18 protein-coding genes are annotated in these 23887 nt (G+C 63.0%); 6 read left to right on the forward strand and 12 right to left on the reverse strand.

Translation table 11 applies throughout. The features are described from left to right. Positions 1-80: 80 nt before the first annotated feature. The 8 genes from xylB to AC4BBN_RS06055 all read right to left on the reverse strand — a co-directional run bounded on the left by xylB (position 81) and on the right by AC4BBN_RS06055 (position 9198). Complete coding sequence (xylB, locus tag AC4BBN_RS06020) at positions 81-1541, reverse strand: xylulokinase (RefSeq protein ID WP_490591041.1); 1461 nt, start codon at positions 1539-1541, stop codon at positions 81-83. A 146-nt stretch (positions 1542-1687) separates the two neighbouring features. Beyond that, entirely contained in the window at positions 1688-2617 is a 930-nt protein-coding gene (locus AC4BBN_RS06025) for an AraC family transcriptional regulator (protein WP_490591042.1), read from the reverse strand. An 18-nt stretch (positions 2618-2635) separates the two neighbouring features. After that, a complete protein-coding gene (locus AC4BBN_RS06030; RefSeq protein WP_490591043.1) occupies positions 2636-3427 on the reverse strand; it encodes an L-iditol 2-dehydrogenase in 792 nt (263 codons plus the stop codon). Beyond that, positions 3424-4809 carry a D-arabinitol 4-dehydrogenase gene (gene dalD / locus AC4BBN_RS06035; protein ID WP_490591398.1) on the reverse strand — a complete coding sequence of 462 codons (1386 nt, stop codon included), beginning with the start codon at positions 4807-4809 and terminating at the stop codon, positions 3424-3426. The genes AC4BBN_RS06030 and dalD overlap by 4 nt, the downstream gene beginning before the upstream one ends. A 37-nt stretch (positions 4810-4846) precedes the next feature. Continuing rightward, positions 4847-5890 (reverse strand): ABC transporter ATP-binding protein, encoded by a 1044-nt coding sequence (locus AC4BBN_RS06040; protein ID WP_490591044.1) that lies wholly within the window; start codon positions 5888-5890, stop codon positions 4847-4849. Positions 5891-6056: 166 nt separating this feature from the next. After that, on the reverse strand, positions 6057-6869 hold the full coding sequence (locus AC4BBN_RS06045; RefSeq protein WP_490591399.1) for a carbohydrate ABC transporter permease: 813 nt from the start codon (positions 6867-6869) through the stop codon (positions 6057-6059). 17 nt (positions 6870-6886) lie between these two features. Continuing rightward, positions 6887-7744 (reverse strand): carbohydrate ABC transporter permease, encoded by an 858-nt coding sequence (locus AC4BBN_RS06050; RefSeq protein WP_490591045.1) that lies wholly within the window; start codon positions 7742-7744, stop codon positions 6887-6889. 143 nt (positions 7745-7887) lie between these two features. Beyond that, entirely contained in the window at positions 7888-9198 is a 1311-nt protein-coding gene (locus AC4BBN_RS06055; protein WP_490591046.1) for an ABC transporter substrate-binding protein, read from the reverse strand. Positions 9199-9536: 338 nt separating this feature from the next. Here AC4BBN_RS06055 and AC4BBN_RS06060 point away from each other — a divergent pair, with 338 nt between their 5' ends. Continuing rightward, a complete protein-coding gene (locus AC4BBN_RS06060) occupies positions 9537-9689 on the forward strand; it encodes a hypothetical protein (RefSeq protein ID WP_490591047.1) in 153 nt (50 codons plus the stop codon). 90 nt (positions 9690-9779) lie between these two features. On the opposite strand, the gene AC4BBN_RS06065 is transcribed toward AC4BBN_RS06060, so the two are convergent. Then, positions 9780-10826 carry a histone deacetylase family protein gene (locus AC4BBN_RS06065; RefSeq protein ID WP_490591048.1) on the reverse strand — a complete coding sequence of 349 codons (1047 nt, stop codon included), beginning with the start codon at positions 10824-10826 and terminating at the stop codon, positions 9780-9782. A 125-nt stretch (positions 10827-10951) separates the two neighbouring features. On the opposite strand from AC4BBN_RS06065, the gene AC4BBN_RS06070 reads away from it, so the two are divergent. Next, the gene (locus AC4BBN_RS06070; protein WP_490591049.1) at positions 10952-11446 is read left to right on the forward strand and encodes an Lrp/AsnC family transcriptional regulator; all 495 of its coding nucleotides are present in this window, start codon (positions 10952-10954) and stop codon (positions 11444-11446) included. Positions 11447-11510: 64 nt separating this feature from the next. Here AC4BBN_RS06070 and AC4BBN_RS06075 read toward each other — a convergent pair whose 3' ends face one another. From AC4BBN_RS06075 to AC4BBN_RS06085, 3 genes are all read right to left on the reverse strand, one after another. Further along, entirely contained in the window at positions 11511-12353 is an 843-nt protein-coding gene (locus tag AC4BBN_RS06075; RefSeq protein ID WP_490591050.1) for a DMT family transporter, read from the reverse strand. Between the two features lie 4 nt (positions 12354-12357). Beyond that, entirely contained in the window at positions 12358-18267 is a 5910-nt protein-coding gene (uvrA, locus tag AC4BBN_RS06080; RefSeq protein WP_490591051.1) for an excinuclease ABC subunit UvrA, read from the reverse strand. Between the two features lie 109 nt (positions 18268-18376). Further along, the gene (locus AC4BBN_RS06085) at positions 18377-19216 is read right to left on the reverse strand and encodes an IclR family transcriptional regulator (protein ID WP_490591052.1); all 840 of its coding nucleotides are present in this window, start codon (positions 19214-19216) and stop codon (positions 18377-18379) included. Positions 19217-19367: 151 nt separating this feature from the next. Here AC4BBN_RS06085 and AC4BBN_RS06090 point away from each other — a divergent pair, with 151 nt between their 5' ends. The 4 genes from AC4BBN_RS06090 to AC4BBN_RS06105 all read left to right on the forward strand — a co-directional run bounded on the left by AC4BBN_RS06090 (position 19368) and on the right by AC4BBN_RS06105 (position 23782). Next, on the forward strand, positions 19368-20129 hold the full coding sequence (locus AC4BBN_RS06090) for an SDR family oxidoreductase (protein ID WP_490591053.1): 762 nt from the start codon (positions 19368-19370) through the stop codon (positions 20127-20129). 40 nt (positions 20130-20169) lie between these two features. After that, complete coding sequence (locus AC4BBN_RS06095; protein ID WP_490591054.1) at positions 20170-21693, forward strand: sugar ABC transporter ATP-binding protein; 1524 nt, start codon at positions 20170-20172, stop codon at positions 21691-21693. Between the two features lie 33 nt (positions 21694-21726). Beyond that, complete coding sequence (locus AC4BBN_RS06100) at positions 21727-22728, forward strand: ABC transporter permease (protein WP_490591055.1); 1002 nt, start codon at positions 21727-21729, stop codon at positions 22726-22728. A 109-nt stretch (positions 22729-22837) separates the two neighbouring features. Continuing rightward, positions 22838-23782, forward strand: coding sequence for an ABC transporter substrate-binding protein (locus tag AC4BBN_RS06105; protein ID WP_490591056.1), 945 nt, complete (start codon positions 22838-22840; stop codon positions 23780-23782). Positions 23783-23887 lie beyond the last annotated feature (105 nt).

A 23887-nucleotide genomic window follows, 5' to 3' on the forward strand; every position in this document is an offset into this window, starting at 1 on the left:
CTACACTTTCAATAGCACCTTGCGCAGGTTCTACCTGCACTGGCGGCCTAAAAGGCTTAAGAACGTGTTCAAAGAGTGCATCAGGCGGGAAAACTGCTGCGCAGGGTCTGGTAGAGCGCCCGGAAGCGGGTGTACCGGGCCACCGCCGACTCGGTCTGCGCCACAGGCTCGAAGCGCTGGGCGACAGGCGGGCTGGGGCAGACATCGGACTCGGTGCCACCATCCGCCAACCAGGCCAGGCGCGCTGCACCCAGGGCGCCGCCGGTGGCTCCGCCCTCCTGTGTGACCAAAGGCACACCGAGGGTGTTGGTCAACTCTTGCGACCACCAGGCGCTGCGGGCACCGCCACCCACCACAGACAAGGCATGCACCGGCTGGTCCGTGGCCAGCGTGCGCCAACCATCGCACAGGCCAAAGTTCACACCCTCGACAACGGCGTAGGCGAGTACCGAGGCATCAACGCTGTGCGTCAGGCCGAACAGCACGCCCTGGGCGTTCGGGTTGTTGTGCGGCGAGCGTTCGCCGGACAGATAGGGCAAGAACAGCGGCGCCTGGGCGCGGGCTTGTGGCGAGAGCTGGGCGGCAGCAGCCAGCAACGCAGCCTCGTTCTCGAACTTGAGTAATTTGGTGGCCCAGGTCACGGCGCTGGCGGCCGACAGCATCACCGACATCTGGTGCCAGCGGTTTGGCAGCGCGTGGCAGAAGGCATGCACGGCCTGCGCCGGGTTCGGGCGGAAGCTGTCGGTGGCGAGGAACACCACGCCCGAGGTGCCCAGCGAGACAAAGCCCTGCCCTGGCGACACCACACCCATGCCGACAGCGCTGGCCGCGTTGTCGCCCCCGCCGCCCGCCACAGGCAAGCCGGCACGCAGGCCCCAGCGCTGGGCCAGAGCCGCAGACAGGCCGGCAGACACCTCGCTGCCCTCGACCACGCGGGGCATATGCGACTCAGACAGACCGCAGGCGTCCAGCAGCTGGGACGACCAGCGCCGCGCGCCCACGTCCAGCCACAGCGTGCCGGAGGCGTCGGAGCAATCGGTCACGGCCTCGCCCGTCAACAGCAGGCGCAGATAGTCCTTGGGCAGCAGCACGCGGGCGGTCTGGCGGTAGATCTCGGGCTCGTGTTCACGCAGCCACCATAGCTTGGGTGCGGTAAAGCCTGGCATGGCCAGGTTGCCGGTGATCTGGCCGACCTCGGGCACGGCCCGGGTCAGGGCCTCGCAGGCGGCACCGCTGCGGCCGTCGTTCCACAAAATCGCCGGGCGCAGCACCTTGTCCTGCGCATCCAGCAGCACGGCACCATGCATCTGGCCGGACAGGCCGATGGCCCGCACAGCGGACAACGCGGCCCGGTGGCCGGCGGCCAATTGGTCCATCACCGACTCCAGCGCCAGCCACCAGCTGTGCGGGTCTTGCTCGGACCACAGCGGTTTGGGCTGCTGCACCGTGAGCTGCGCATGGGCCACGGCAACCACACGGTGGTCGTCGGCCAACAGCAAAGCTTTGAGTTCGGAGGTGCCTAAATCGAGTCCAAGGTACATGGCATTGCCTTATGAATAGAAGGTACGGGGAAATAAAAATGTGGCGAAATGGGCTGCGTAGAGCGTGAAACGTCGCAATTAGTTCTAAGGAAAAACTAACTCTACCGCATATTCCTCGTGCGCGAGCAGCTATGTTTTATATAGCACTAGGGGTTTTTACCACCATACCGGGCTTCGGCCTGGCGGCGAAAGTCCTTGGGCGTCATGCCCTTGATCTGCATGAAGCGGCGGTTGAAATTGGCCACATTGTTGAAGCCCACGTCGTAGCACACATTGTTGATGTATCGGTCGGTTTCCATCAGCAACTGGCAGGCGCGGTTGATACGCAAACGGTTCACGAAATCGGTAAAAGTATTGCCGGTGGCGCGGCGGAAGTAGCGCGAGAACTGGCTCTCCGTCATGCTGACGCGGGCTGATACATCGGCCATGGTGAACTGCTCGGCGCTGTGCTCGGTCAAGAAGCTGACGATGCCGCTGATCTGCGCCAGCGAGGCGTCGTCGTCAAAGCTCTGCATCTGCACCGTGGACAGCAGCCGGTAATCGGTGCAGCTGGCCAGCTTGTCCAGCAGCATCAAGAACTCGCCAAAACGCGCCAGGCCATGGCTGTGCTTGATGCGCACCAGGGCATCGCGCGTAGCCTCGCTCATGCCAAAGAACTCGATGCCATGGCGTGCCCGTTCCAGCAGCGGCAGCACGCCCTGCAGCTCACCCACCTCGGCGCCCGCCTGGCGCAACGGGGCTTCCGAAAACTGCAGCACCATATCGCGCAGAACCACGCCTTCGGCCGGGCTGTCGCTGGAGATCCAGTTGTGGGGCAGGCGCGGGCCGGTCAACACCAGATTGCCAGGCTCAAAGTGGCCTATGTAGTCGCCCACAAACAGCTTGCCGCGCGTCTGCACGATGAGATGCAGCTCACACTCCTCGTGCTGGTGCCAGCGCACCAGCGGCGTGGGAATGCCGTGCTCCAGGTAGCGCAGGCTGCCATGGGCTTCGCGGGGCTCATAGCCCAGTGTCAGGTCGCGGCCAAAGTCGTGTTCCAGCTCGGGTTCACGGGCCCGTTGGCGCAGGCTTACCATCGTCGTCTCCTTTTCATCTCAGCTCATCACATTACCACCATCCACGTTGAGTGTTTGGGCTGTGATGTAGGAAGCCTCGGGGCTGGCCAGGAATACCGCTGCGCGGGCCACGTCCTCGGGGGCGCCCATGCGGCCCAGCGGGACGGCCAGGCCAACAGCCTTCTTTTTTTCACCGATCTGCAGCCCCTCAGCCTTGGCAAACTGGGCGTCCACCTCTTTCCACATCGGGGTGTCGATGACCCCTGGCGAGATGCCGTTGACGCGGATGCCGTGCGGTGCCATGGCCAGCGCGGCGGACTGGGTGTAGCTGATGACGGCGGCCTTGCTGGCGCAGTAGTGCGCTACCAGGGCCTCGCCACGGCGTCCGGCCTGCGATGCGAGGTTTGTCACGCTGCCTTGACAGCCATCGGCCACCATCTGCTTGAGCACCGCCTGCATCACGAAAAACATGCCTTTGACATTCACGTCAAAGATGACGTCATATTGCTTTTCGGTGATCTCCAGGATATTGCCCAGGCTGAACACCGCTGCATTGTTCAGCAGCGTGGTGACGGTGCCAAAGCGTGCACGGGCAGCGGCCAGCATGGCGTCAATGCTGTCCTGGCGCGATACGTCGGCACTGAGGTACTGGAAGTGGTCCGGGTACTGGGTCTGCAGAGCTTGCAAATCTGCAGACGGCGTGGCCGCCAGATCGACGGCGGTGCAGCGCGCGCCTTCCCGCAGAAATGCCTGGGTAGCCGCTAGACCGATGCCCCCCGCAGTACCGGTCAGCAAGGCGTGTTGGTCGGCGAGGCGTTGAATGTGGCTCACGAAACGTCCTTGATGAACTGTTGAACCTGGGCCGAGGCAGAGCGCAGGGCCGAAACCAGGCGCGCGTCGCCAGCCAGCTCACCCCAGAATGGAACGTTACCCGCCAGCGCCAGCACCGGATCAGCCGCCTCGCACATGGCGTGCGCCACGGCCGGGTCCATCGCCTGGTCCTGGTACGCATAGGACAGCTCGCCACGGTGCCAGCGCTGCAGGAACGCCAGGAACAGCGCCGGCAGCACGGCCACGGCATCAATGCTGGCGCCACGGGCCAGGCACTCGCGCACGGTGGGTGCGATGAAGCCCGGAATCTTCGAGAAGCCGTCGGCTGCCACGCGCTGGTTGGTGTCTCGAATGGCGGCGTTCCCGAAGCGGTCCAGCACGGTGTCGCGGTAGGCCGCCAGGTCCAGCGGGCTGGGGTGGGCCGGCGTGTCCAGGCAGGGCATGACGTCGGTGGTTACATAGTCATAGGCCATCTTGCGGATACGCGCGTCGTGCGTACCTTCATGGATGTACTGGTAGCCGGCCAGCGTGCCCGCCCAGGCAATGCAACTGTGGGTGGCGTTCAGCAGGCGGATCTTGGCCTCTTCAAACGGCGCCACGGACGCCACCATCTGCACGCCCACAGCCTCCCACGCGGGTCGGCCATTGGCGAAATTGTCTTCAATCACCCATTGAATGAAAGACTCGCCCATGATGGGCGCGGCATCGTCCCAGCCGGTGGTAGCCAACACACGCGGGCGCAACTCAGGTGCAGGGCGCGGAGTGATGCGGTCCACCATGGCATTCGGGCAGGTGGTATGGGCCTGCACCCAGGCGTTTAAAGCGCTGTCGCCCGCCAGCTGGATGAAGGACAGTAGGCCCTTGCGCACCCGGTCGCCGTTGTGGCGCAGGTTGTCGCAGTTCAGCAGGGTCACAGCACCGCTGCCACGGCGCATGCGCTCGCGCAAGATGGCGGTCAACGCCGCATAGATGGTGCTGCCGGGTTGGCCCGCTTTGGCGCGCTCCAGGTCAGCGGCCAAATCTGCCACGCTGAGGTCCAGCGCGTCATGTGCATCCAGGTAGTAACCGGCCTCGGTAACGGTAAAGGAGATGATGCGGGTGCTGGCCGTAGCGCCCACGTCGATCAGGCCCGCCAGGCTGGGCTCATAGGGCAGGATGCGCCGAATCGACTCGATACGTTCGTAGCTGCGTTCGTCGGCCGGGGTTACGGTCTCCAGCGTATAGGCGCCGCCTTGGGCCGCCAGTGCAGCCATGGTCTCGGGCATATCAGGGCGGGTATTGCCTCCGGCCAGAGACCAGCGCGTATCCCCAGAAGCCCGCAGGCGGTGCATGTACAAAGCCTGGTGGGCGCGGTGGAACGAGCCCACGCCCAGATGCAACATCACATAGTTTTCGGTAGAAGACATAGGTAGCACCTCCTTACGCCAGGGCGACCATGCGGCCGGCCTTGTCAAAGCAATGCAAGGTGTTCAGATCGAACTCCAGGGACACCGGGTCGCCGATGTGCAAGCTGGTGCGTTCGGCCTGGCGCGAGATCATGGGCGTGCCCATGACGTCTACGTGGATCAAGGTATCCGCCCCCAGGGCTTCGATCAGCTCCACCTTGCCCGGTACACCTGCGCTGCCCACGGGCAAGACGCGCACACCCTCGGGGCGCACGCCGATCAGGCCGTCGGTAGGCACGCGGCCCGCCGCCTGCCCGGCCAACGGACCGAACTGCGACAACTGCGCCGCCTTGACGATGTTCATCGACGGCATGCCGATGAATTGCGCCACAAACTGGTTGGCCGGCTTGTCGTACAGCTCCAGCGGTGCGCCCACCTGTTCGATGGCGCCGTCGCGCAGCACCACCACGCGGTCGGCCAGGGTCATGGCCTCGACCTGGTCGTGGGTCACGTAGATGGTGGTCACGCCCAGGGCGCGGTGCAGCTTGTGGATCTCGACACGGGTCTGGCCGCGCAAAGCAGCATCCAGGTTGGACAGGGGTTCATCGAACAAGAAGATCTTGGGTGCGCGCACGATGGCGCGGCCAATGGCGACCCGCTGGCGCTGGCCTCCGGACAGCTCCTTGGGCGTGCGCTTCAAATACGGCGTGAGGTTCAGCTTCTCGGCCGCGCTCTCCACCTTCTGTTTGATTTCTGCCGCCGGCACCTTGGCCAGCTTCAGCGCGAACGACATGTTGTCGTACACCGTCATGTGCGGGTACAGCGCATAGCTCTGGAACACCATGGCCAGGTCACGCTGGGACGATGGCAGATGGGTGATGTCCCGACCATCGACGTGCAACGAGCCGCCGTCGATGCTTTCCAGCCCGGCAATCATGCGCAGCAGGGTGGACTTGCCGCAGCCGGAGGGGCCGACGAAGACGATGAACTCGTTCTTGTTGATATCGAGATCGATGCCTTTGATGGCGCGGTGGTCGGCGAAGAACTTCTCAACGCCGCGAAGTTGTAGAAAAGACATGATGATGGTCCTCGAGTATTTGTACTTTGTTGCTATTCAGCGCCATGCCACAGACTTAACGGGCCTGCGCCGCAGGAACCCACGGAACCGGCTTTGCCGGGCCGTAGGGTTCGCCCCCTGCAAGGGGGTTGGCGAAAACGCACAGCGTGTAGCCTGGGGGTGTTCACTATTTCACCGCGCCGAAGGTGAGGCCTTGGACGAGTTGCTTCTGGCTGAACCAGCCGAATACGATGATGGGTGCGATGGCCATCAGCGACGCTGCGGACAACTTGGCCCAGAACAAGCCCTCGGGGCTGGAGTAAGAGGCAATCAGCGAAGCCAGCGTGCCCGCATTGGCAGAGGTCAGGTTCAGGGCCCAGAAGGCCTCGTTCCACGACAGCACCAGGCACAGCAGACCGGTAGAGGCAATGCCGCCCATGCACAGCGGCAGGATCACCCAGCGGAATTCTTCCCACACCGTGGCGCCGTCCAGGCGCACGGCCTCCAGGATGTCCTTGGGCACTTCCTTGAAAGCGCTGTACAGCATCCACACCATGATGGGCAGGTTCGACAGCGTGAACACAATGACCAGCGCGGTCAGCGAGTCCAGCATGCCCACGGTCTGCGCCATCACGTACACCGGCACCAGGGCCCCCACGGCGGGCATCATCTTGGTGGACAGCATCCACAGCAGAATGTCGCGGGTCTTCTTGGTCGGGAAGAAGGCCATTGAATAGGCCGCCGGCACCGCAATCAAGATGCCCAGAATAGTGGAGCCCAGGCTGGTGATCAGCGAGTTACGGGCGAACAGCAGGTAGTTGCTACGCTCTTGTACTTCTGAAAAACTGGCCAAGGTCGGCGAGAAAAACAGGTGCCCGGCAATCGCCTGGCCTTCGGTCTTGAATGCCGTCAGCGTGAGCCAGAACAGCGGAAAGAACAGGAACAGCGCCACGCCCCAGGCACACACGGTGCGGACGATGGGAAAGGGTTTGGTTTTCATCATGGTCGTGCTCCCGTTCAGTCCAGGTTCTTGCCTACCAGGCGCACCAGGAAGACGGATGCGATATTGGCCAGAATCACCGCGAACAGAGCACCGGCCGAGGCCACGCCCACGTCGAAGTTCATCAGTGCCTGCTTGAAAATCAGGAAAGCCAGGTTGGTACTGTCATTGCCCGGGCCACCGCCGGTGGTGGTAAAGATTTCGGCGAACACGCTCAGCAGGAAGATCATTTCGATCATGATCACCACGGCAATCGAGCGCCCCATATGGGGTAGCACCAGGTAGTAAAACTTGTCAAAGGCGTTGGCGCCGTCCATGCCTGCGGCGTCCATCTGCTCGCGGTCCAGCGACTGCAGCGAGGTGATGAAAATCAGGCAGGCAAATGGCAGCCATTGCCAGGACAGCATGATGATCACCGACAGCAACGGGAAGTCGGTCATCCAGTCGATCGGCGTACCGCCAAAGAACTGCCACACGTGGGCCAACACGCCGTAAATCGGGTTCATCATCATGTGCTTCCACAGCAATGCGTTCACTGTGGGCATGACGAAGAAGGGCGAGATCAGCAGCACCCGCACAATGCCCTGGCCGGGGAACGGCTCGTTGACCAGCAAGGCCAGGCCTACGCCCAAGACCACGGTGATGACGATCACGGAGCTCAGCAGCTGCAGGGTGTGCAGCACCGAAGGCCAGAAGTCGGGGTCGGTGATGAAGTAAGAAAAGTTCTCCAAGCCGACGAAACCGGTCTCGCCGGGCTGCATCAGGTTGTAGTGGATGACGGAGAAATACAGCGTCATCACCAGCGGAACAATCATCCACAGAAATAGCGTGACGATGGACGGCGCCATCAGGGCGCGAGGGAGGAAGCGTGACATGGTGGGCTCTCGGGTGACGGGGCTGGGGAGGAAAAACCACCCTCACCCCGGCCCTCTCCCGCGGGCGGGAGAGGGAGGAAATCCGGTACTACGCCCTCTCCCGCTGTGCGGGAGAGGGTTGGGGTGAGGGCAGAACCCGGTCCCTACTTCTTGTAGTAGCCGCCCTTGGTCATTTCACGTTCAGCAGCGGTTTGCGACGTCTTCAGTGCGGCGTCTACCGTGACCTTGCCCGACAGGGCCGAGCTCATTTGCTGGCCGACAGCAATACCGATGGCCTGGAACTCAGGAATCGCAGCGTATTGCACGCCCACGTACGGAGACTTGGGCAAGGTGCTGTCGTTGGGGTTGGCGCTGTTGATGGCCTTGAGCTCTTCGGTAGCAAACTTAGCCACCTTCTGGAACTCGGGGTTGGCGTAGGTGGACTTGCGGGTGCCGGTAGGCACGGCATTCCAGCCCTCTTCCTTGGCCACCAGGTTCACGTAGTCCTTGGAAGTTGCCCAAGTGATGAACTTCTGCGCCGCGTCCGTCTTCTTGGAAGAAGCTGGAATGGCCAGGTTCCACGACCACAGCCAGTTCGCGCCCTTGGCGGTCACGGCGGTAGGTGCCTGGGTGAAGGCCATCTTGTCGGCCACCTTGGATTGCTTGGGGTCGCTCACGAAAGACGCGGCGATGGTTGCGTCGATCCACACGCCGCACTTGCCTTCGTTCATCAAGGCAAGGTTTTCGTTGAAGCTGTTGGCCGAAGCGCCTGGGGGGCCGTACTTCTTCATCAGGTCCACGTACTGGCTGATGGCGTCATGCCAAGGCTTGGTGTCGATCTGTGGCTTCCAGGACATGTCGAACCACTGGCCGCCGTAGGCGTTCACCATGGTGGACAGGAAAGCCATGTTGTCGCCCCAGCCCGGCTTGCCGCGCAGGCACAGGCCGTACACACCCTTGGCTGGATCGTGGATCTTGGACACGATGTTGGCCATCTCGGTCCAGGTCGGGTTGGCAGGCATGGTCAGGCCGGCGGCCTTGACCAGGTCGGCACGGTACATGGTCATCGAGCTTTCGCCGTAGAAAGGCGCCGCGTACAGCTTGCCGTCCAGCGTCAGGCCGTTGCGGATGGCGGGCAGCATGTCGTCCACGTCATAGGCCGCATCGGTAACGATAGGTGCCAACCAGCCCTTCTTGGACCAGATAGGTGCTTCGTACAGGCCGATGGTCATCACGTCAAACTGGCCGCCCTTGGTGGCGATGTCGGTGGTGACGCGTTGGCGCAGCACGCCTTCTTCCAGCGTAACCCACTTCACCTTGATGTCTGGATTGGCGGTTTCAAAGTTCTTGGTGAGCTTTTGCATGGTGATCATGTGGCCGTTGTTCACGGTCGCAATCACCAGTTCGGTTGCAGCGTGTGCAGCGAAGGATCCCAGCATCGCGACAACGGCGGCTGCGCAAATTTTCATTTTCATGGAGTGTCTCCTGAGGTTTTTGGACTAATCCCGCTAGCGCATTGAGTGCACTGGTTCGGTGGCGTAATCGTAGGAGTTAGCCCATGCCACCAGCGATACCCAAAAGGAGACTTGTTGTACTTTGTTGCGGAACAAGGCTAGTAAAAACCCTTATAACCCAAATAAAAGTATCTGAATTGCCCACCACCGAGACGCCTTCGGGCACCGCCCACTGGCCCCCCCCCCCCAGCGAGAAGGCATTCCCTATAAACTCCAGCGCTCTGCATTGCTCCGCCTCGGCCGAAGCACTACCCCACCGAATCAAGCCCCCAGTCCACCCCCTACAAGCCGCGAAACGCATGAAGGTATTTCTGGCCCGTACAGGCATTGCAAAGCCCCAAACATGGGCAGAAGCCGTCCAGTTTTCCAAGTTCATGTGGTACCAAACCGGCATGTTTCTGATGCTGAACCTGGCCGAAGACCCCGCTTGGCTGGCATGGGGGTTTTGTTGAGGCCTTCCGAGCAGCAAGAACTTCAGCGGCACAAAAAACCGCTCTAGCGCAGATATAAGCTGCGCCAAAAGCTATCAATTCAGTAGCAACCTATGGCGCAGCCTGCGCAAAGCCGTCCAGGACATTGACGGCATTCACCCCCACTGCATCCACCGCATACCCGCCTTCGAACACAAACACCGTGGGCAAGCCGGCGGCGGCCAGGTCGGCGCCTACGCGCAGATAGTCCTCGCTGCGCAGATGAAAGCCCGAGATCGGGTCGCCCTCGAAGGTATCCAGCCCCAACGACACCACCAGCGCCTGGGCACCGCTGCGGGCGATCGCCTGCAGGGCCCGGCCCAGGGCCGCACGCCAGCGCGCAAAGTCGGTGCCGCGCGGCAGCGGCAGGTTCAGGTTGTGGCCGAGTCCCGCACCGGCGCCAGTCTCATCGGCATAGCCCAGGTAGAACGGGTATTCAGTGTGCGGGTCGCCGTGCACGCTGGCAAAGAACACGTCGGCGCGCTCGTAGAAGATGGCCTGCGTGCCGTTGCCGTGGTGGTAGTCGATGTCCAGCACCGCCACCCGTTCGGCCCCTGCGTCGCGCAAGGCCTGGGCCGCTACCGCCGCATTGTTCAAAAAGCAGTAGCCGCCAAAGAAGTCAGCCCCCGCATGGTGGCCTGGCGGACGGGTCAAGGCAAAGGCGGACCGTGCACCGGCGCTGACCAGCTTGGCCGCAGTGATGGCGCACTGCGCGCCGGCATAGGCCGCCGTCCAGGTGCCCGCCGTCAGCGGCGTGCCGGCGTCGTATGAAAACAGCCCCATGCGCGCAGCAAAGTTGGCGGGCAGGATGTCGGAGCGGAAACTGCGCACCGGCCATACCGACGGCAGCGCGTCACGCTCGGCATTGGCCGGGTCCAGCGCCACCCACTCGCTCCAGGCGCTCGCCAGAAAGTCCAGGTAGCGCGGGCTGTGCACCCGCTGCAAGACCTCCAGGCCATGGTCCTGCGGCGCACGCACATCGCCCTGCCCGCGCCGCTGCAGCTCCTGCAGCACGTAATCGGCGCGCGCCGGCACCTCGAAACACGGCACCAATTGGCCTCGGAACATCTCGACCTTGCCCTGGTGCAGGGCGTGCTGGTGGTTGTAGACGGTGATCATGCGAAAGCTCTTTCCAAGCAGAAGTGAATGCCCGAAAGTATGCCGCTCAGCCACTGAAATAGCTTTGCTTTATGTCCCTGCTCCAGGCTAGGATGCGCACAGAAAATATATTTTTATGGCCCACTATGAGCACAAAATTAACCATAACCGCACTGGACAGCACAGATCGCACTATTTTGCGGCTTCTGCAAAAAGACGGCAACTTGTCCACCCCACAACTGGCCGAGCAGCTGGCCCTGAGCACCACGCCCTGCTGGCGCCGGCTGAAGCGGCTGGAGGATGCCGGCTTCATCACCGGCTACGAGGCCCGGCTGGACCGGCGCAAGCTGGGTCTGGACATCCTGGCCTTTGTGCAGGTCACCTTCGGTGTGGTGACCGGCAGCGCCATCCAGCAGTTTGAAGACACCATCGCCCAGCGGCCCGAGGTGCTGGCCTGCCACAAGGTGACCGGCCAGGCCGACTACCTGCTGCAGGTAGTGGCCCCCAGCCTGGACGCCTACAGCGACTTCGTGGAAACCGTGCTGCGCAGCCTGCCCGGCATCAGCCTGATCCATTCCAGCCTGGCGTTGCGCGAAATCAAGGCATCGGGCCAGCTGCCGGTACCCGCCGTCGATTTATAAGAAACAGGCCGCCAGCGCATATAGAACCTGCGCAAGCAGCTATGTTTTAGATAGCAAATTGGATTCAGTGGTAGAAGCCCAGCACCATCGCCCCGGCGGTGATCAGCACACAGGCCAGGCTGCGGCGCAGGGTCAGCGGCTCGCCCAGGAACAGCGCGCCGATGAGCGCGGCGAACAGCACCGAGGTTTCGCGCAGCGCCGACACCGTGCCCATGGGCGCACGCGCCACGGCCCAGATCACGATGCCGTAGGACGCCAGCGACATCGCCCCGCCGCCCAACCCGGTCCAGACGGCGCGAGCGCCCAGATTCCGCGGCCAGGCACGGTGCTGCCACCAGTACAACAGCAGCATGGCCAGGCTGTCCAGCACAAACAACCAGCCTGCATAGGCTAGCGCATCGCCCGCCGCCCGCGCGCCCAGCCCGTCCACCACGGTGTAGGCGGCGATAAAGGCGCCGGTGATTACCGCCGTCAGCGGCCCGGCCAGCGCCATGCCCCGGCGCAGATCCGCCAGGCTGAAGATACCCACCGAGATCAGCACCACGCCCAGCCAGACCCATAGCCCCATGTTCTCGCCCACAAACAGCGCCGCACCGATGGACACCAGCATGGGCGACGAGCCGCGCGCGATCGGGTAGGACTGGCCGAAATCGCCCACCTTGTAGGCCCGCACCAGAAACACGTTGTAGCCCACGTGCAGCGCCACACCCAGCGCCACATACGCCCAGCTGGCCGGCAGGGGGAATGGCCGCAATATGGCCAGCGGCAGCCCGCCCAGGCCGGCGCCCACCATCATCAACGTCAGCACCGCCTTGCGGTCGGTACTGGCACTGCTCTTCAGCATCGCGTTCCAGCTGGCGTGGCAGAGCGCGGCGCAGAGCACCAGGAGGATGACGGTGGGGGTCATGCCATCAGCGCGCCAGCACCGGCTTCAACGCCACACCCGTCGCCGTGCCCAGCGCCACCACCGCCTCCGGCGGCGCTGCCGCCACGATGCGGCCGCCAGCGTTGCCGCCGTCCGGGCCCAGGTCGATGATCCAGTCGGACTCGGCGATCACGTCCAGGTCGTGCTCGATGACCACCACGCTGTGGCCGCCATCGACCAGGCGGTGCAGCACTCGGATGAGCTTTTCTACGTCGGCCATGTGCAGGCCCACGGTGGGCTCGTCCAGCACGTACAGGGTGTGCGGGGCTTTCTGGCCGCGGCGGGTGATGTCGTCGCGCACCTTGGCCAGCTCGGTCACCAGCTTGATGCGCTGGGCCTCGCCGCCGCTGAGGGTGGGTGACGGCTGCCCTATGGTCAGGTAGCCCAGACCCACGTCTTTCAGCAGCTGCAGCGGGTAGGCGATGACGGGCATCACGGCGAAGAAATCGACGGCTTCATCGACCTCCATCTGCAGCACGTCGCCAATGCTTTTGCCGCGCCAGGTGACGGCCAGCGTCTCGGGGTTGAAGCGCGCGCCATGGCAGGTTTCGCACTTCACCTTCACATCGGGCATGAAGCTCATGGCGATGGTGCGCAGTCCCTGGCCTTCGCAGCTGGGGCAGCGGCCGTCGCCGGTGTTGAACGAGAAGCGCGCCGGGCCGTAGCCTCGGGCCCGGGCTTCCAGGGTTTCGGCAAACAGCTTGCGGATGGTGTCCCAGAAACCAATGTAGGTGGCGGGGCAGCTGCGCGGGGTTTTGCCGATGGGCGTCTGGTCCACTTCCAGCACGCGGTCGATGGCGGCAAAGCCGGCCACGTCGGCACAGCCCAGCCAGGCGGGGCGCTGGCCGGCGGCCCAGCTGTCGCGCCCGGCCTTGGTGCTGCGCTGGACCACGGCAGTCTGCACATTGGCCAGCAGCACGTCGCGCGCCAGCGTCGACTTGCCCGAGCCGCTGACGCCGGTAACGGCCACCAGTCGCTTGAGCGGAATCTGCACGCTGACGTTTTGCAGGTTGTGCATGGTGGCGCCGCTGACGGTGAGCCACTGCAGTGGCTCGGCAATGGCCACGGCATCAAGGGCTGCGTCTGCTGCAGCCTTCTTTTTGGCGGCGGCCTTGGTCTTGGCCGTGGGTGCTTCATAGGGCAGGTCGGCCAGCGGTGGCGCCACGGCGGCGGGGTCAAACGCTTCCACCACGCGCCGCGCCTTCAAGGGGTGCCGCATGGCGTGCAGCAGGTAGCGGCCGGTCACGGATTCGCTGGCGTCGGAAATATCGGCCACCTTGCCCTGCGCCACAAGACGGCCACCGCGCTTGCCGGCGCTGGGGCCGATGTCGATGATGTGGTCGGCTCGGCGGATGGTGTCTTCATCGTGCTCCACCACCACCAGGGTGTTGCCCTTGCTGCTGAGGCTGTGCAGCGCGTTCAGCAGGATGTGGTTGTCGCGTGCATGCAGGCCAATGGTGGGTTCGTCCAGGATGTAGCAGACGCCTTGCAGATTGCTGCCGAGCTGCGCCGCCAGCCGGATGCGCTGGGCCTCGCCGCCGCTGAGCGTGGGAGCACCACGGTCCAGCGTCAGATAGCCCAGGCCGACTTCTTCGAGGAACTCCAGGCGGCTCTGGATTTCGGGCACCAGGTCGCGGGCGATGTCGGTTTCGCGCTGGCTCATTTCACCGGCGACCTGCAGCGCCTGCACCCATTGACGGATGTCGGTCACGCTGAGGCGCGCCAGGTCGGTGATGCCCACATTGGCGAAGCGCACGGCCCGGGCCGTGGCGTTCAGCCGCGTGCCCTGGCAGGTGGGGCAGGCCACGTCGTGCAGGTCTTCGACCTCGGGCTCGGCAAAGGTCTGCTCGCGGCCGCCGGTATCGTCGGCGCGCACCGAGTCATCGAACACGGCCCGCTGGTCCTTGGTCAGCTTCACGCCCGTGCCCACGCAGTCGGGGCACCAGCCGTGCTTGCTGTTGTAGCTGAACAAGCGCGGGTCCAGCTCGGCGTAGCTGGTGCTGCACACCGGGCAGGCGCGCTTGCTAGAAAAGACGATGACTTTGCCGATGTGGGCGGTGGGCAGGCCATCGGCCATGGCTTCTTTCAGGCCGTCGATGCCGACCAGCACATGGACCACGCCTTTGCCATGTTCCAGCGCGGTGGCCAGGCCTTCGCGCAAGCGCGCTTCGTTACCGGGGCCGACATCCAGGCTCAGCACCGGCAGTTCTACCGTGTGCTCCTTGAAGCGGTCGATGCGTGGGAAGCCGGTGGTGGGCAGGAAGTCGCCGTCCACCCGCAGGTGGCTGTAGCCGCGCGGGCGCGCCCAGTCGGCCAGCTCGGTGTACACGCCCTTGCGGTTGATGACCAGCGGAGCCAGCAGGCCGATGTGCTGACCCCGGAAGGTTTTCAGCAGCTGGGCGGCAATGCTGTCCGGCGTTTGCGGCTGCACCGCCGCGCCGTCTTTCACGCAGTGCTGTATGCCCAGCTTCACGTAGAGCAGGCGCAAAAAGTGCCAAACCTCGGTGGTGGTGCCCACGGTGGACTTGCGGCCGCCACGGCTGAGGCGCTGCTCGATGGCCACGGTAGGTGGAATGCCGTAGACAGCATCCACCTCGGGCCGGCCTGCGGGCTGGACGATGCTGCGGGCGTAGGCGTTCAGCGACTCCAGGTAACGGCGCTGGCCCTCGTTGAACAAAATGTCGAACGCCAGCGTGGACTTGCCGGAGCCGCTGACGCCGGTGACCACATTGAACTGGCCGCGCGGAATGTCCACGCTCAGCGACTTCAGGTTGTGCTCCTTGGCGTTGACGATCTGGATGGCGTTCGGCGGCACCACGCGTGCGGCCTGCTGGGCCAGCCAGGCGGGCGTCTTCTCCCTGACCACCTGGGCGCCAGTGCCCAGCGTCGATTCGTATTCGCGCAGCGCAGCACCGGTATGGGATGTGGCGTGCAGACGCACCTCTTCGGGCATGCCCTGGGCGACCACCAGGCCACCGCCGTAGCCACCCTCAGGGCCCATGTCGATCAGCCAGTCGCTGGCGCGGATCACGTCCAGGTTGTGCTCAATGATGACCATGGAATGGCCGGCGTCCAGCAGCTTGCGCAGGGCGCGCATGAGCTTGGCGATGTCGTCAAAGTGCAGGCCGGTGGTCGGCTCGTCGAACAGGAACAGCGTGCCTTTCTTGGCCACCGCCTGGCGGCTGGCGCTGCTGCTCTTGGCGGCCTCGGCCAGAAAGCCGGCCAGCTTCAGGCGCTGGGCCTCGCCGCCCGACAAGGTAGGCACTGGCTGGCCCAGCTTCACGTATTCCAGGCCTACATCCACAATCGGCTGCAGCGCACGGATTACGTCACGGTCACCCTCAAAAATAATAGCAGCCTCGGCCACCGTCAGGTCCAGCACGTCGGCTACGTTCAGCTGTACCGGACGGGCATCGGCCACGGCGCGGCGCTCAATCGTCACCTCCAGAATCTCGGGCCGGTAGCGCTTGCCGTCGCAGTCCGGGCAGCGCAGATACACGTCGCTGAGGAACTGCATTTCCACATGCTCGAAGCCGGAGCCGCCGCAGGTGGGGCAACGGCCATCGCCGCTATTGAAGCTGAACTTGCTGGCGGTGTAGCCGCGCTGGCGCGACAGTGCTGCGTTGGCAAAAATCTCGCGGATCGCGTCCCAGGCTCCCACATAGCTGGCGGGGTTGGAGCGCGCGGTTTTGCCGATGGGCGACTGGTCCACAAACACCACCTCGCTGAGGTAGTCGGCACCTAGCAGGCGGTCGTGCAGGCCCGGGGTTTCGGTGGCCTTGCCGAAGTGGCGCATCAGCGCGGGCGCCAGCACGTCCTGGATCAACGTGGACTTGCCCGAGCCGCTGACGCCTGTGATGCACACCAGGCGCTGCAGCGGGAATTCGACCGACACGTTCTGCAGATTGTTCTGCCGCGCGCCTTCCAGCACCAGGCGCGGCGTGGCGTCGGTCACCAGTTTCTTGAAACCCATGCCTATGGTCTTGCGGCCGCCCAGATAGGCGCCGGTCAAGGTGTTGGCGTGGCGCAGGTCGTCGGTCGTACCGTCGAAGACGATTTGCCCGCCGCGCGCGCCGGGGCCGGGGCCCATGTCGATCATGCGGTCGGCGGCCAGCATCACCGCCGGGTCGTGCTCGACCACCACCAGGGTGTTGCCGGCATCGCGCAGACGCTGCATGGCCTCGATGATGCGGTGCATGTCGCGCGGGTGCAGGCCGATGCTGGGCTCGTCCAGCACAAACAAGGTGTTCACCAGCGAGGTGCCCAACGCCGTGGTGAGGTTGATACGCTGCACCTCGCCGCCGCTCAGCGTGCGGCTTTGCCGGTCCAGCGTCAGGTAGCCAATGCCCACGTCGCACAGGTATTTCAGGCGGGTGGTGATCTCGTCGAGCAGCAGCTTCAGCGCCTGCTCGTCACCGCCCTGCTCGGCCCGCGCGCCCAGGATGCGATCGGCCTGCAGGTCGAAGAAGCGGCGCAGCCGGTCTATGGGTAGCAGCATCAAGTCGTGCAGGCACAGGCCGGGCAGCGCCTCCAGCTGAGCTCGGCTCCAGGACACGCCCTGGGGCAGGTGCCGTTTGGCGGGGTCGAGCACCGCGTTTGCATCCTCCACACTGCCCAGGCGCCACAGCAGGCTCTCGGTCTTCAGGCGCGCGCCATCGCAAGCCGAGCAGGTGGTGTAGCTGCGGTACTTGGACAGCAGCACCCGGATGTGCATCTTGTAGGACTTGGTTTCCAGGTATTCGAAAAAGCGCTTCACGCCAAACCAGTGCTGGTTCCACTTGCCGTTCCAGTTCGGCGATCCGTTGATCACCCAGTGCTGGTGCTCGGGCGTGAGCTTGTAATACGGGGTATCGCGCGGGATGCCGGCGGCCTCGGCGTGGCGCATCAGGTCGTCCTGGCATTCCTGCCAGGCGGGGGTCTGCATGGGTTTGATGGCGCCGTTGCGCAGCGTCAGCTTGTCGTTCGGGATGACCAGGCCGTAGTCCACACCGATCACGCGGCCAAAGCCCTTGCAGGTCTCGCAGGCACCCACCGGAGAGTTGAAGGAAAACATCGACGGAATCGGGTCGGTGTAGCGCACGTCGCTTTCGGCGCAGTGCAGGCCGGTGGAGAACTTCCACAACTGGGGTTCACCCCCCTCCTCTGCCGGCAGCACATACACATTCAGCCGGCCGCCGCCGCGCTTGATGGCCACCTCGATAGCCTCCAGCGCGCGGGACTTTTCGGCACCGGCGATGCGGAAACGGTCGGCCACCACGTCCAGCACCTTACGGGTGGCGGGGGCTGCAGCCTTCTTGCTGGGTTTGGCAGGCGTGGCTGGGGCCTCTACCGCCACCTCGCGCTCGGCCTGCACGCGGGTAAAACCGCTGGCCGACAGCCACTGCGCCACCTCTTCCGCCGAGGTATTGCCGGGCAACTCCACGGGAAAAGTCAGCACCAACCGAGGGTCTTGCGCCGCAGCCGCGCGCTCGCACAGCTCGGCGTAGATGCTTTCCGGCGTGTCGTGCCGTACCGGCTGCGCAGTGACGCGATCAAACAGGTTGCCGGCGCGCGCGAACAACAGCTTCAGATGGTCGTTGAGCTCGGTCATCGTGCCAACGGTGGAGCGGCTGGATCGCACCGGGTTGGTCTGGTCGATGGCGATCGCCGGCGGCACGCCTTCCACCTTGTCCACCGCCGGCTTGTCCATGCGGTCCAGAAACTGGCGTGCGTAGGCCGAGAAGGTCTCTACATAGCGGCGCTGGCCTTCGGCAAACAAGGTGTCGAACACCAGGCTGGATTTGCCCGAGCCGCTGGGGCCGGTCACCACTGTGAGTTCGCCGGTGCGGATGTCCAGGTCGATATTCTTCAGATTGTGCTGGCGCGCACCGCGAATGCGGATGGTTCCCTGGGTCATAAGTGGGTGCTCGGATGGGTAAGGCGAACCATTGTAGGGAGCGCCCGGCACGCAGCGAGACCAGGGGTTATTGCCTGTACGGCTGACTCCCGCAGCCGTCAAAAACCCGCTAGCGCACCATGCCCTGGGTGAACGACAAGGCCTGGGCAGCCTCGCGCAGATGTTCCCGCACATCGTCCAGGCCTGGGCCTACGTGGCGGTCGATACGGCGGATGTACGGGCAGGTTAGCGTTGCCAGCGCAGTATTGTCAGGCCCGAGGATGGGGAAAGAGATATCCACCACACCGAAAGACTGGGCGCTTTCGCGTTCCAGATAGCCCCTTTCTCGGATGGCGGCCAAGGTGTGCGCCAACTGGTCCGCAGAGATGGGGACCTCTCCGTCCAACGGCGTGTGCTCGGCCAGCATGGCATTGAAACGCCCTTGGTCCGCATAGGCCAGCAGCAAGTGGCCGGAAGCCGTGTCCAGCAGGCCTACGCGGGCGCCGCGCTGCACGGCGAAACTCCAGCCGCTGGGGCTGTTAATTTGTGCGCTGATGAGCACATTGCCCCGGTCATAGACCCCCATATGGCAAGTCTGCTCGGCGCGGCGGGTGAAGTCGTCCATGATGGGCAAAGCCTGGTTGATCAGGCGGCTTAGCGGCGGGTGCATGTTCGCCAGGGCAAACAGCTTCAGGCTCAGGGCGTAACGGTCGCCCGAGGGCGTACGCATCACGTACTGGCGCACGACCAGCCGCTCCAGCATGCGGTAGATCTCACTGGCGCTGCGGTCCATTTCTTTCACGATTTCAGCGCGCGTGAGACCATGCGGCTGGGTGGCCAGCAGCTCCAGAATGTCCAGGCCTTTGTCGAGTGCGGGCGCGCGGTAGCGCTCGTCGGCACCCGGGCCCGCATCTGGGATTTCTTCGACTTTAGGACGGCGGCCGCGGGGTTTGCTTGCTGTGGCAGACATGGGGGGACTTTACGTAGGTTGGCAGTTTTTATAGCAGACGCCACAAGCCCTAGGGAAACTACCAGCGCTACCGTGGCACAACATGCCTATCATTATTCTTCATATATGAATTGTTTGTTCATATTTGAATTAAATAAAACGGAGCGTAAAAATGGGGCAAGGCAGACTGCACGGCAAGACTGTTCTGATTACGGCAGCAGCGCAAGGCATTGGGCGTGCCAGTGCTCTGGCGTGTGCGGCCGAGGGTGCCCGCGTGATTGCCACGGACATCAACCAAGCCCTGCTGGACAGCCTGGCTACCGAACACAGTGGCATCCAGGTTGAGCTGTTGGACGTGCGCAGCGATGCCGCCGTGGCCGCGCTGGCCGCCCGCACACCTGCGCTGGACGCCCTGTTCAACTGCGCAGGCATGGTGGCCAATGGCAGCATGCTGGAGTGCACCGAAACCGACTGGGACTTGAGCTTCGACTTGAACGTAAAAAGCATGTTCCGCATGACCCGCGCTTTTCTGCCGGCCATGCTGGCCAAGGCCGAAGCCACACAGGGCAGCGTATCCATCATCAATATGGCCTCCATGGCGTCCAGCATCAAGGGCTTTGCCAACCGCTGTGCCTACGGCACCACCAAAGCGGCGGTGATCGGCCTTACCAAATCACTGGCGGCTGACTATGTGAAAGCCGGTCTGCGTGCCAATGCACTTTGCCCCGGCACGGTGGACACGCCATCACTGCGTGGCCGGATCGCCAGCGCAGCCGATCCGGTACAGGCGGAAAAGGACTTTGTGGCGCGCCAGCCCATGGGGCGCTTGGCCACCGTGGACGACATCACGCCCACGGTGGTCTACCTGGCCAGCGATGAATCGCGCTTCGTCACAGGGCAAACCCTGCTGGTAGATGGCGGCGTAACCATTTAAATCGGGTGTCTACACCCTCGGCCACGCAGCAAGGTACACCGTGACACCTCTGGTTTCCGTCAACAATCTCAGCAAGTCCTTCCCGGGCGTCAAAGCACTGGACAATGTGCGCTTCGACCTGCAGGCCGGTGAAGTGCATGCCCTGATGGGAGAAAACGGTGCGGGCAAATCCACGCTGATGAAAATTCTGGCTGGCGTCTACAGCAAGGACAGCGGCGAAATGCTACTGGACGGCAAGCCGGTAGATATCCAAAGTCCGGCCCACGCACAATCGCTGGCGATTGGGATCATCCACCAGGAGCTGCACCTGATGGGCCACCTGACCGCCGCACAAAACATCTACCTGGGACGCGAGCCGCGCAAGGCCGCCGGCCTCTTCCTGGACGAAAACAAGCTCAACCAGGACACGCAAGCTCTGTTCAGCCGCATGAACCTGGCGCTGTCACCGACCACACCGATTGGCGAGCTGACGGTGGCCAAACAGCAAATGGTGGAGATTGCCAAGGCTCTGTCCCATAAGTCACGCGTGCTGATCATGGACGAGCCCACCGCCGCACTGAACAATGCGGAGATAGACGAGCTGTTCCGCATCATCCGCCAGCTCAAAAGCGAGGGCGTGGGCATTGTCTATATCTCGCACAAGATGGACGAGATCCAGCGCATCGCCGACCGCATCACCGTGATGCGCGACGGCACCTACATCAACACCGTGCCTGCGGCCACCCCTATGTCGCAAGTGATCGCCATGATGGTCGGGCGCAACCTTGAGCAAGCCGAAAAAAGCATCCCCGACACCTCTGCCAACGAAGTGCTGCTGGATGTACGCGGCCTGAACCGAGGCCGAGTGATCCGCGATGTGAGCTTCAATGTACGCCGCGGCGAAATCGTTGGCTTCGCGGGCCTCATGGGCGCCGGGCGTACCGAGGTCGCCCGTGCGGTGTTTGGCGCAGACCCCATCGATTCGGGCGAGGTACGGGTACGCGGCAAGACCATACGACTGAACTCGCCAGAAGACGGAGTACAGGCCGGCATTGGCTATTTGTCGGAAGACCGTAAGCACTTCGGCTTGGCCACCGGCATGGACGTGGCAGCCAATATCACCCTGCCCAGCCTGCGCCGCTGGCTGAAGTGGGGGGTGTTTCTCAACCAGCCGGCCATCCGCAGCATTTCGCTGCAGATGATCGACAAGCTGCGCATCAAAACCCCTTCCATCACGCAAACCGCCAAGCTGCTCTCGGGCGGTAACCAACAGAAGGTAGTGATTGCCAAATGGCTGGTGCAGGACTGCGAAATACTGATTTTTGACGAGCCCACGCGCGGCATCGACGTGGGTGCCAAAAGCGAAATTTACAAGCTGCTGAACGAGCTGGCCGCCCAAGGCCGCGCCATCGTGGTGATCTCCAGCGAGCTACCCGAAGTACTGCTGCTCAGCCACCGCGTTCTGGTGATGTGCGAAGGACGCATTACCGGCGAGGTGCGTGGCGACGAGGCCACCCAGGAAAGCCTGATGGCACTCGCCACACGGCGCGAAGCCGACACCAGCACCCAAGCCGTATCGCACTGACCAACCACCGATTCATAAAAACCAGGTCCATCCATGTCTGAACCCACCTCCTCTGCATCCTGGTTGGCACGCCTCACGGGCGGACAGGCCAAGCAAAAACTGCTAGCCTTTGCCAGCCTGATCGCACTGTTGGCCATCTTTACGGCCCTCAAACCCGATGCCTTCATGACGCAGGACAACATCATCGGAATTCTGCAGTCCACCACCGTCATTGGGGTGCTGGCCATCGCCAGCACGTTCATCATCATTACCTCGGGTATCGACCTGTCGGTAGGCGTTCTGATGACTTTCTGCGCCGTGATGGCCGGCATCTTTCTAGTCAACCTGGGCATGCCCCTGCCGCTGGGAATTCTGTGCGCACTGGCCATGGGCGCCTTGTCCGGCTGTATTTCAGGCCTGGCGATTACCAAGCTCAAAGTGCCGCCCTTTATTGCCACGCTGGGCATGATGATGCTGCTCAAAGGCGTGTCACTGATCATCACCCACACCCGCCCCATCTACTTCAATGATGTGGAGGGTTTTGACCAGATCGCACTGGGCTCGTTGATTGGCAATTTCATACCCAGCCTGCCCATTCCGAATGGCGTGTTGATCATGTTTCTGGTGGCGATCGTGTGCGCCGTGGTACTGAACAAGACAGCCCTGGGCCGCTACACCTTTGCCCTGGGCAGCAACGAAGAGGCCGTACGGTTGTCCGGCGTGAATGTGGACCGCTGGAAGGTCATCATCTACACATTCAGTGGCGGTATCTGCGGCATTGCCGGCCTGCTGATTGCATCCCGCCTCAATTCGGCGCAACCTGCGCTGGGCCAAGGCTATGAGTTGGATGCGATTGCCGCCGTTGTGATTGGCGGCACCTCGCTCAGCGGCGGTGTGGGCACCATTTTAGGCACCATCATCGGCGCCTTCATCATGAGCGTGCTCATCAACGGCCTGCGCATCATGTCGGTCGCCCAAGAATGGCAGATGGTGCTGACCGGGCTGATCATCATTTTGGCCGTATACACCGACAACCTGCGACGCAACAAAAAATAAGGAGGCTGCACGACATCCACCACCGACCCTCCTCCCGGCTTGTACTGGACACCGTTTCATTTCGCTTCATTCATTTTTACAACCACACCGTTCCACCAGGAGACAAACCATGAACGCTAAGAGAAAACTGCTCGCATTGACCGCTGGCCTCGCATTGGCTGGCTTCAGCAGCTTCGCATCGGCCCAGGAAATCTACATACCCTTGATTTCCAAGGGCTTCCAGCACCAGTTCTGGCAAGCGGTCAAACAGGGCGCAGACCAGGCCGGTAAGGATTACAAGGTGAAAGTCACCTTCGAAGGCCCAGAAACGGAGCAACAGGTGGATAAGCAAATCGATATGCTGTCTGCTGCGCTGGCCAAAAAGCCAGCAGCCATTGGTTTTGCCGCACTGGATAGCAAGGCCGCCATTCCACTGCTGAAAAAGGCCCAGGCCGCCAAGATTCCAGTCATCGCGTTTGACTCGGGCGTGGACAGCGATATCGCGCTGACCACCGCACAGACCGACAGCAAAGCCGCTGCGGCACTGGCGGCAGACAAGATGGCCGAAAAGATTGGCGGCGAGGGTGAAGTCGCCGTGATTGGCCACGACCAGACCAGCACCACCGGCACCGACCGCCGCGACGGCTTTGTGGACCAGATCAAATCCAAGTACCCCAAGATCAAGGTAGTGGACATCCAGTACGGCGGTGGCGACCACCTCAAGTCGGCTGAAATCGCCAAGACCTTGCTGCAAGCCCACCCCCAGCTGAAGGGCATCTTCGGCACCAATGAAGGCTCGGCTATCGGTGCCGGCAAGGGTCTGAAGGAAGCAAAGAAGACCGGCGTGATCATCATCGGTTTTGACTCGGGCAAGGCCCAAAAAGACATGATCAATGACGGCACCATCGCCGGCGCCATCACGCAAAACCCGGTAGGCATTGGCTACAAGACGGTGGAAGCAGCCGTGAAGGCGCTCAAGGGCGAGAAGCTGCCCAAGATCATCGACACCGGCTTCTACTACTACGACAAGAGCAATATGAAAGACGCCAAGATCGCGGCCGTTCTTTACGATTGATTCGTCTATGGGCAAGAGGATGCGGGGGCATCCCTTGTCCATTTTTCTGCCCGGGGGAGGCATAGTGAACCGCTTACGTTACCAACCTCTAGGCCCCCCTGGCCG

This window comes from Rhodoferax sp. SPJ21, from assembly GCF_058216335.1.

What these genes read in the sequence shown, in the direction of transcription:
- xylB (WP_490591041.1), bottom strand. Translation starts at nt 1,541, where the DNA reads ATGTACCTTGGACTCGATTTAGGCACCTCCGAACTCAAAGCTTTGCTG.
- AC4BBN_RS06025 (WP_490591042.1), bottom strand. Translation starts at nt 2,617, where the DNA reads ATGGTAAGCCTGCGCCAACGGGCCCGTGAACCCGAGCTGGAACACGAC.
- dalD (WP_490591398.1), bottom strand. Translation starts at nt 4,809, where the DNA reads ATGTTGCATCTGGGCGTGGGCTCGTTCCACCGCGCCCACCAGGCTTTG.
- AC4BBN_RS06040 (WP_490591044.1), bottom strand. Translation starts at nt 5,890, where the DNA reads ATGTCTTTTCTACAACTTCGCGGCGTTGAGAAGTTCTTCGCCGACCAC.
- AC4BBN_RS06045 (WP_490591399.1), bottom strand. Translation starts at nt 6,869, where the DNA reads ATGAAAACCAAACCCTTTCCCATCGTCCGCACCGTGTGTGCCTGGGGC.
- AC4BBN_RS06050 (WP_490591045.1), bottom strand. Translation starts at nt 7,744, where the DNA reads ATGTCACGCTTCCTCCCTCGCGCCCTGATGGCGCCGTCCATCGTCACG.
- AC4BBN_RS06055 (WP_490591046.1), bottom strand. Translation starts at nt 9,198, where the DNA reads ATGAAAATGAAAATTTGCGCAGCCGCCGTTGTCGCGATGCTGGGATCC.
- AC4BBN_RS06060 (WP_490591047.1), top strand. Translation starts at nt 9,537, where the DNA reads ATGAAGGTATTTCTGGCCCGTACAGGCATTGCAAAGCCCCAAACATGG.
- AC4BBN_RS06065 (WP_490591048.1), bottom strand. Translation starts at nt 10,826, where the DNA reads ATGATCACCGTCTACAACCACCAGCACGCCCTGCACCAGGGCAAGGTC.
- AC4BBN_RS06070 (WP_490591049.1), top strand. Translation starts at nt 10,952, where the DNA reads ATGAGCACAAAATTAACCATAACCGCACTGGACAGCACAGATCGCACT.
- AC4BBN_RS06075 (WP_490591050.1), bottom strand. Translation starts at nt 12,353, where the DNA reads ATGACCCCCACCGTCATCCTCCTGGTGCTCTGCGCCGCGCTCTGCCAC.
- uvrA (WP_490591051.1), bottom strand. Translation starts at nt 18,267, where the DNA reads ATGACCCAGGGAACCATCCGCATTCGCGGTGCGCGCCAGCACAATCTG.
- AC4BBN_RS06085 (WP_490591052.1), bottom strand. Translation starts at nt 19,216, where the DNA reads ATGTCTGCCACAGCAAGCAAACCCCGCGGCCGCCGTCCTAAAGTCGAA.
- AC4BBN_RS06090 (WP_490591053.1), top strand. Translation starts at nt 19,368, where the DNA reads ATGGGGCAAGGCAGACTGCACGGCAAGACTGTTCTGATTACGGCAGCA.
- AC4BBN_RS06100 (WP_490591055.1), top strand. Translation starts at nt 21,727, where the DNA reads ATGTCTGAACCCACCTCCTCTGCATCCTGGTTGGCACGCCTCACGGGC.
- AC4BBN_RS06105 (WP_490591056.1), top strand. Translation starts at nt 22,838, where the DNA reads ATGAACGCTAAGAGAAAACTGCTCGCATTGACCGCTGGCCTCGCATTG.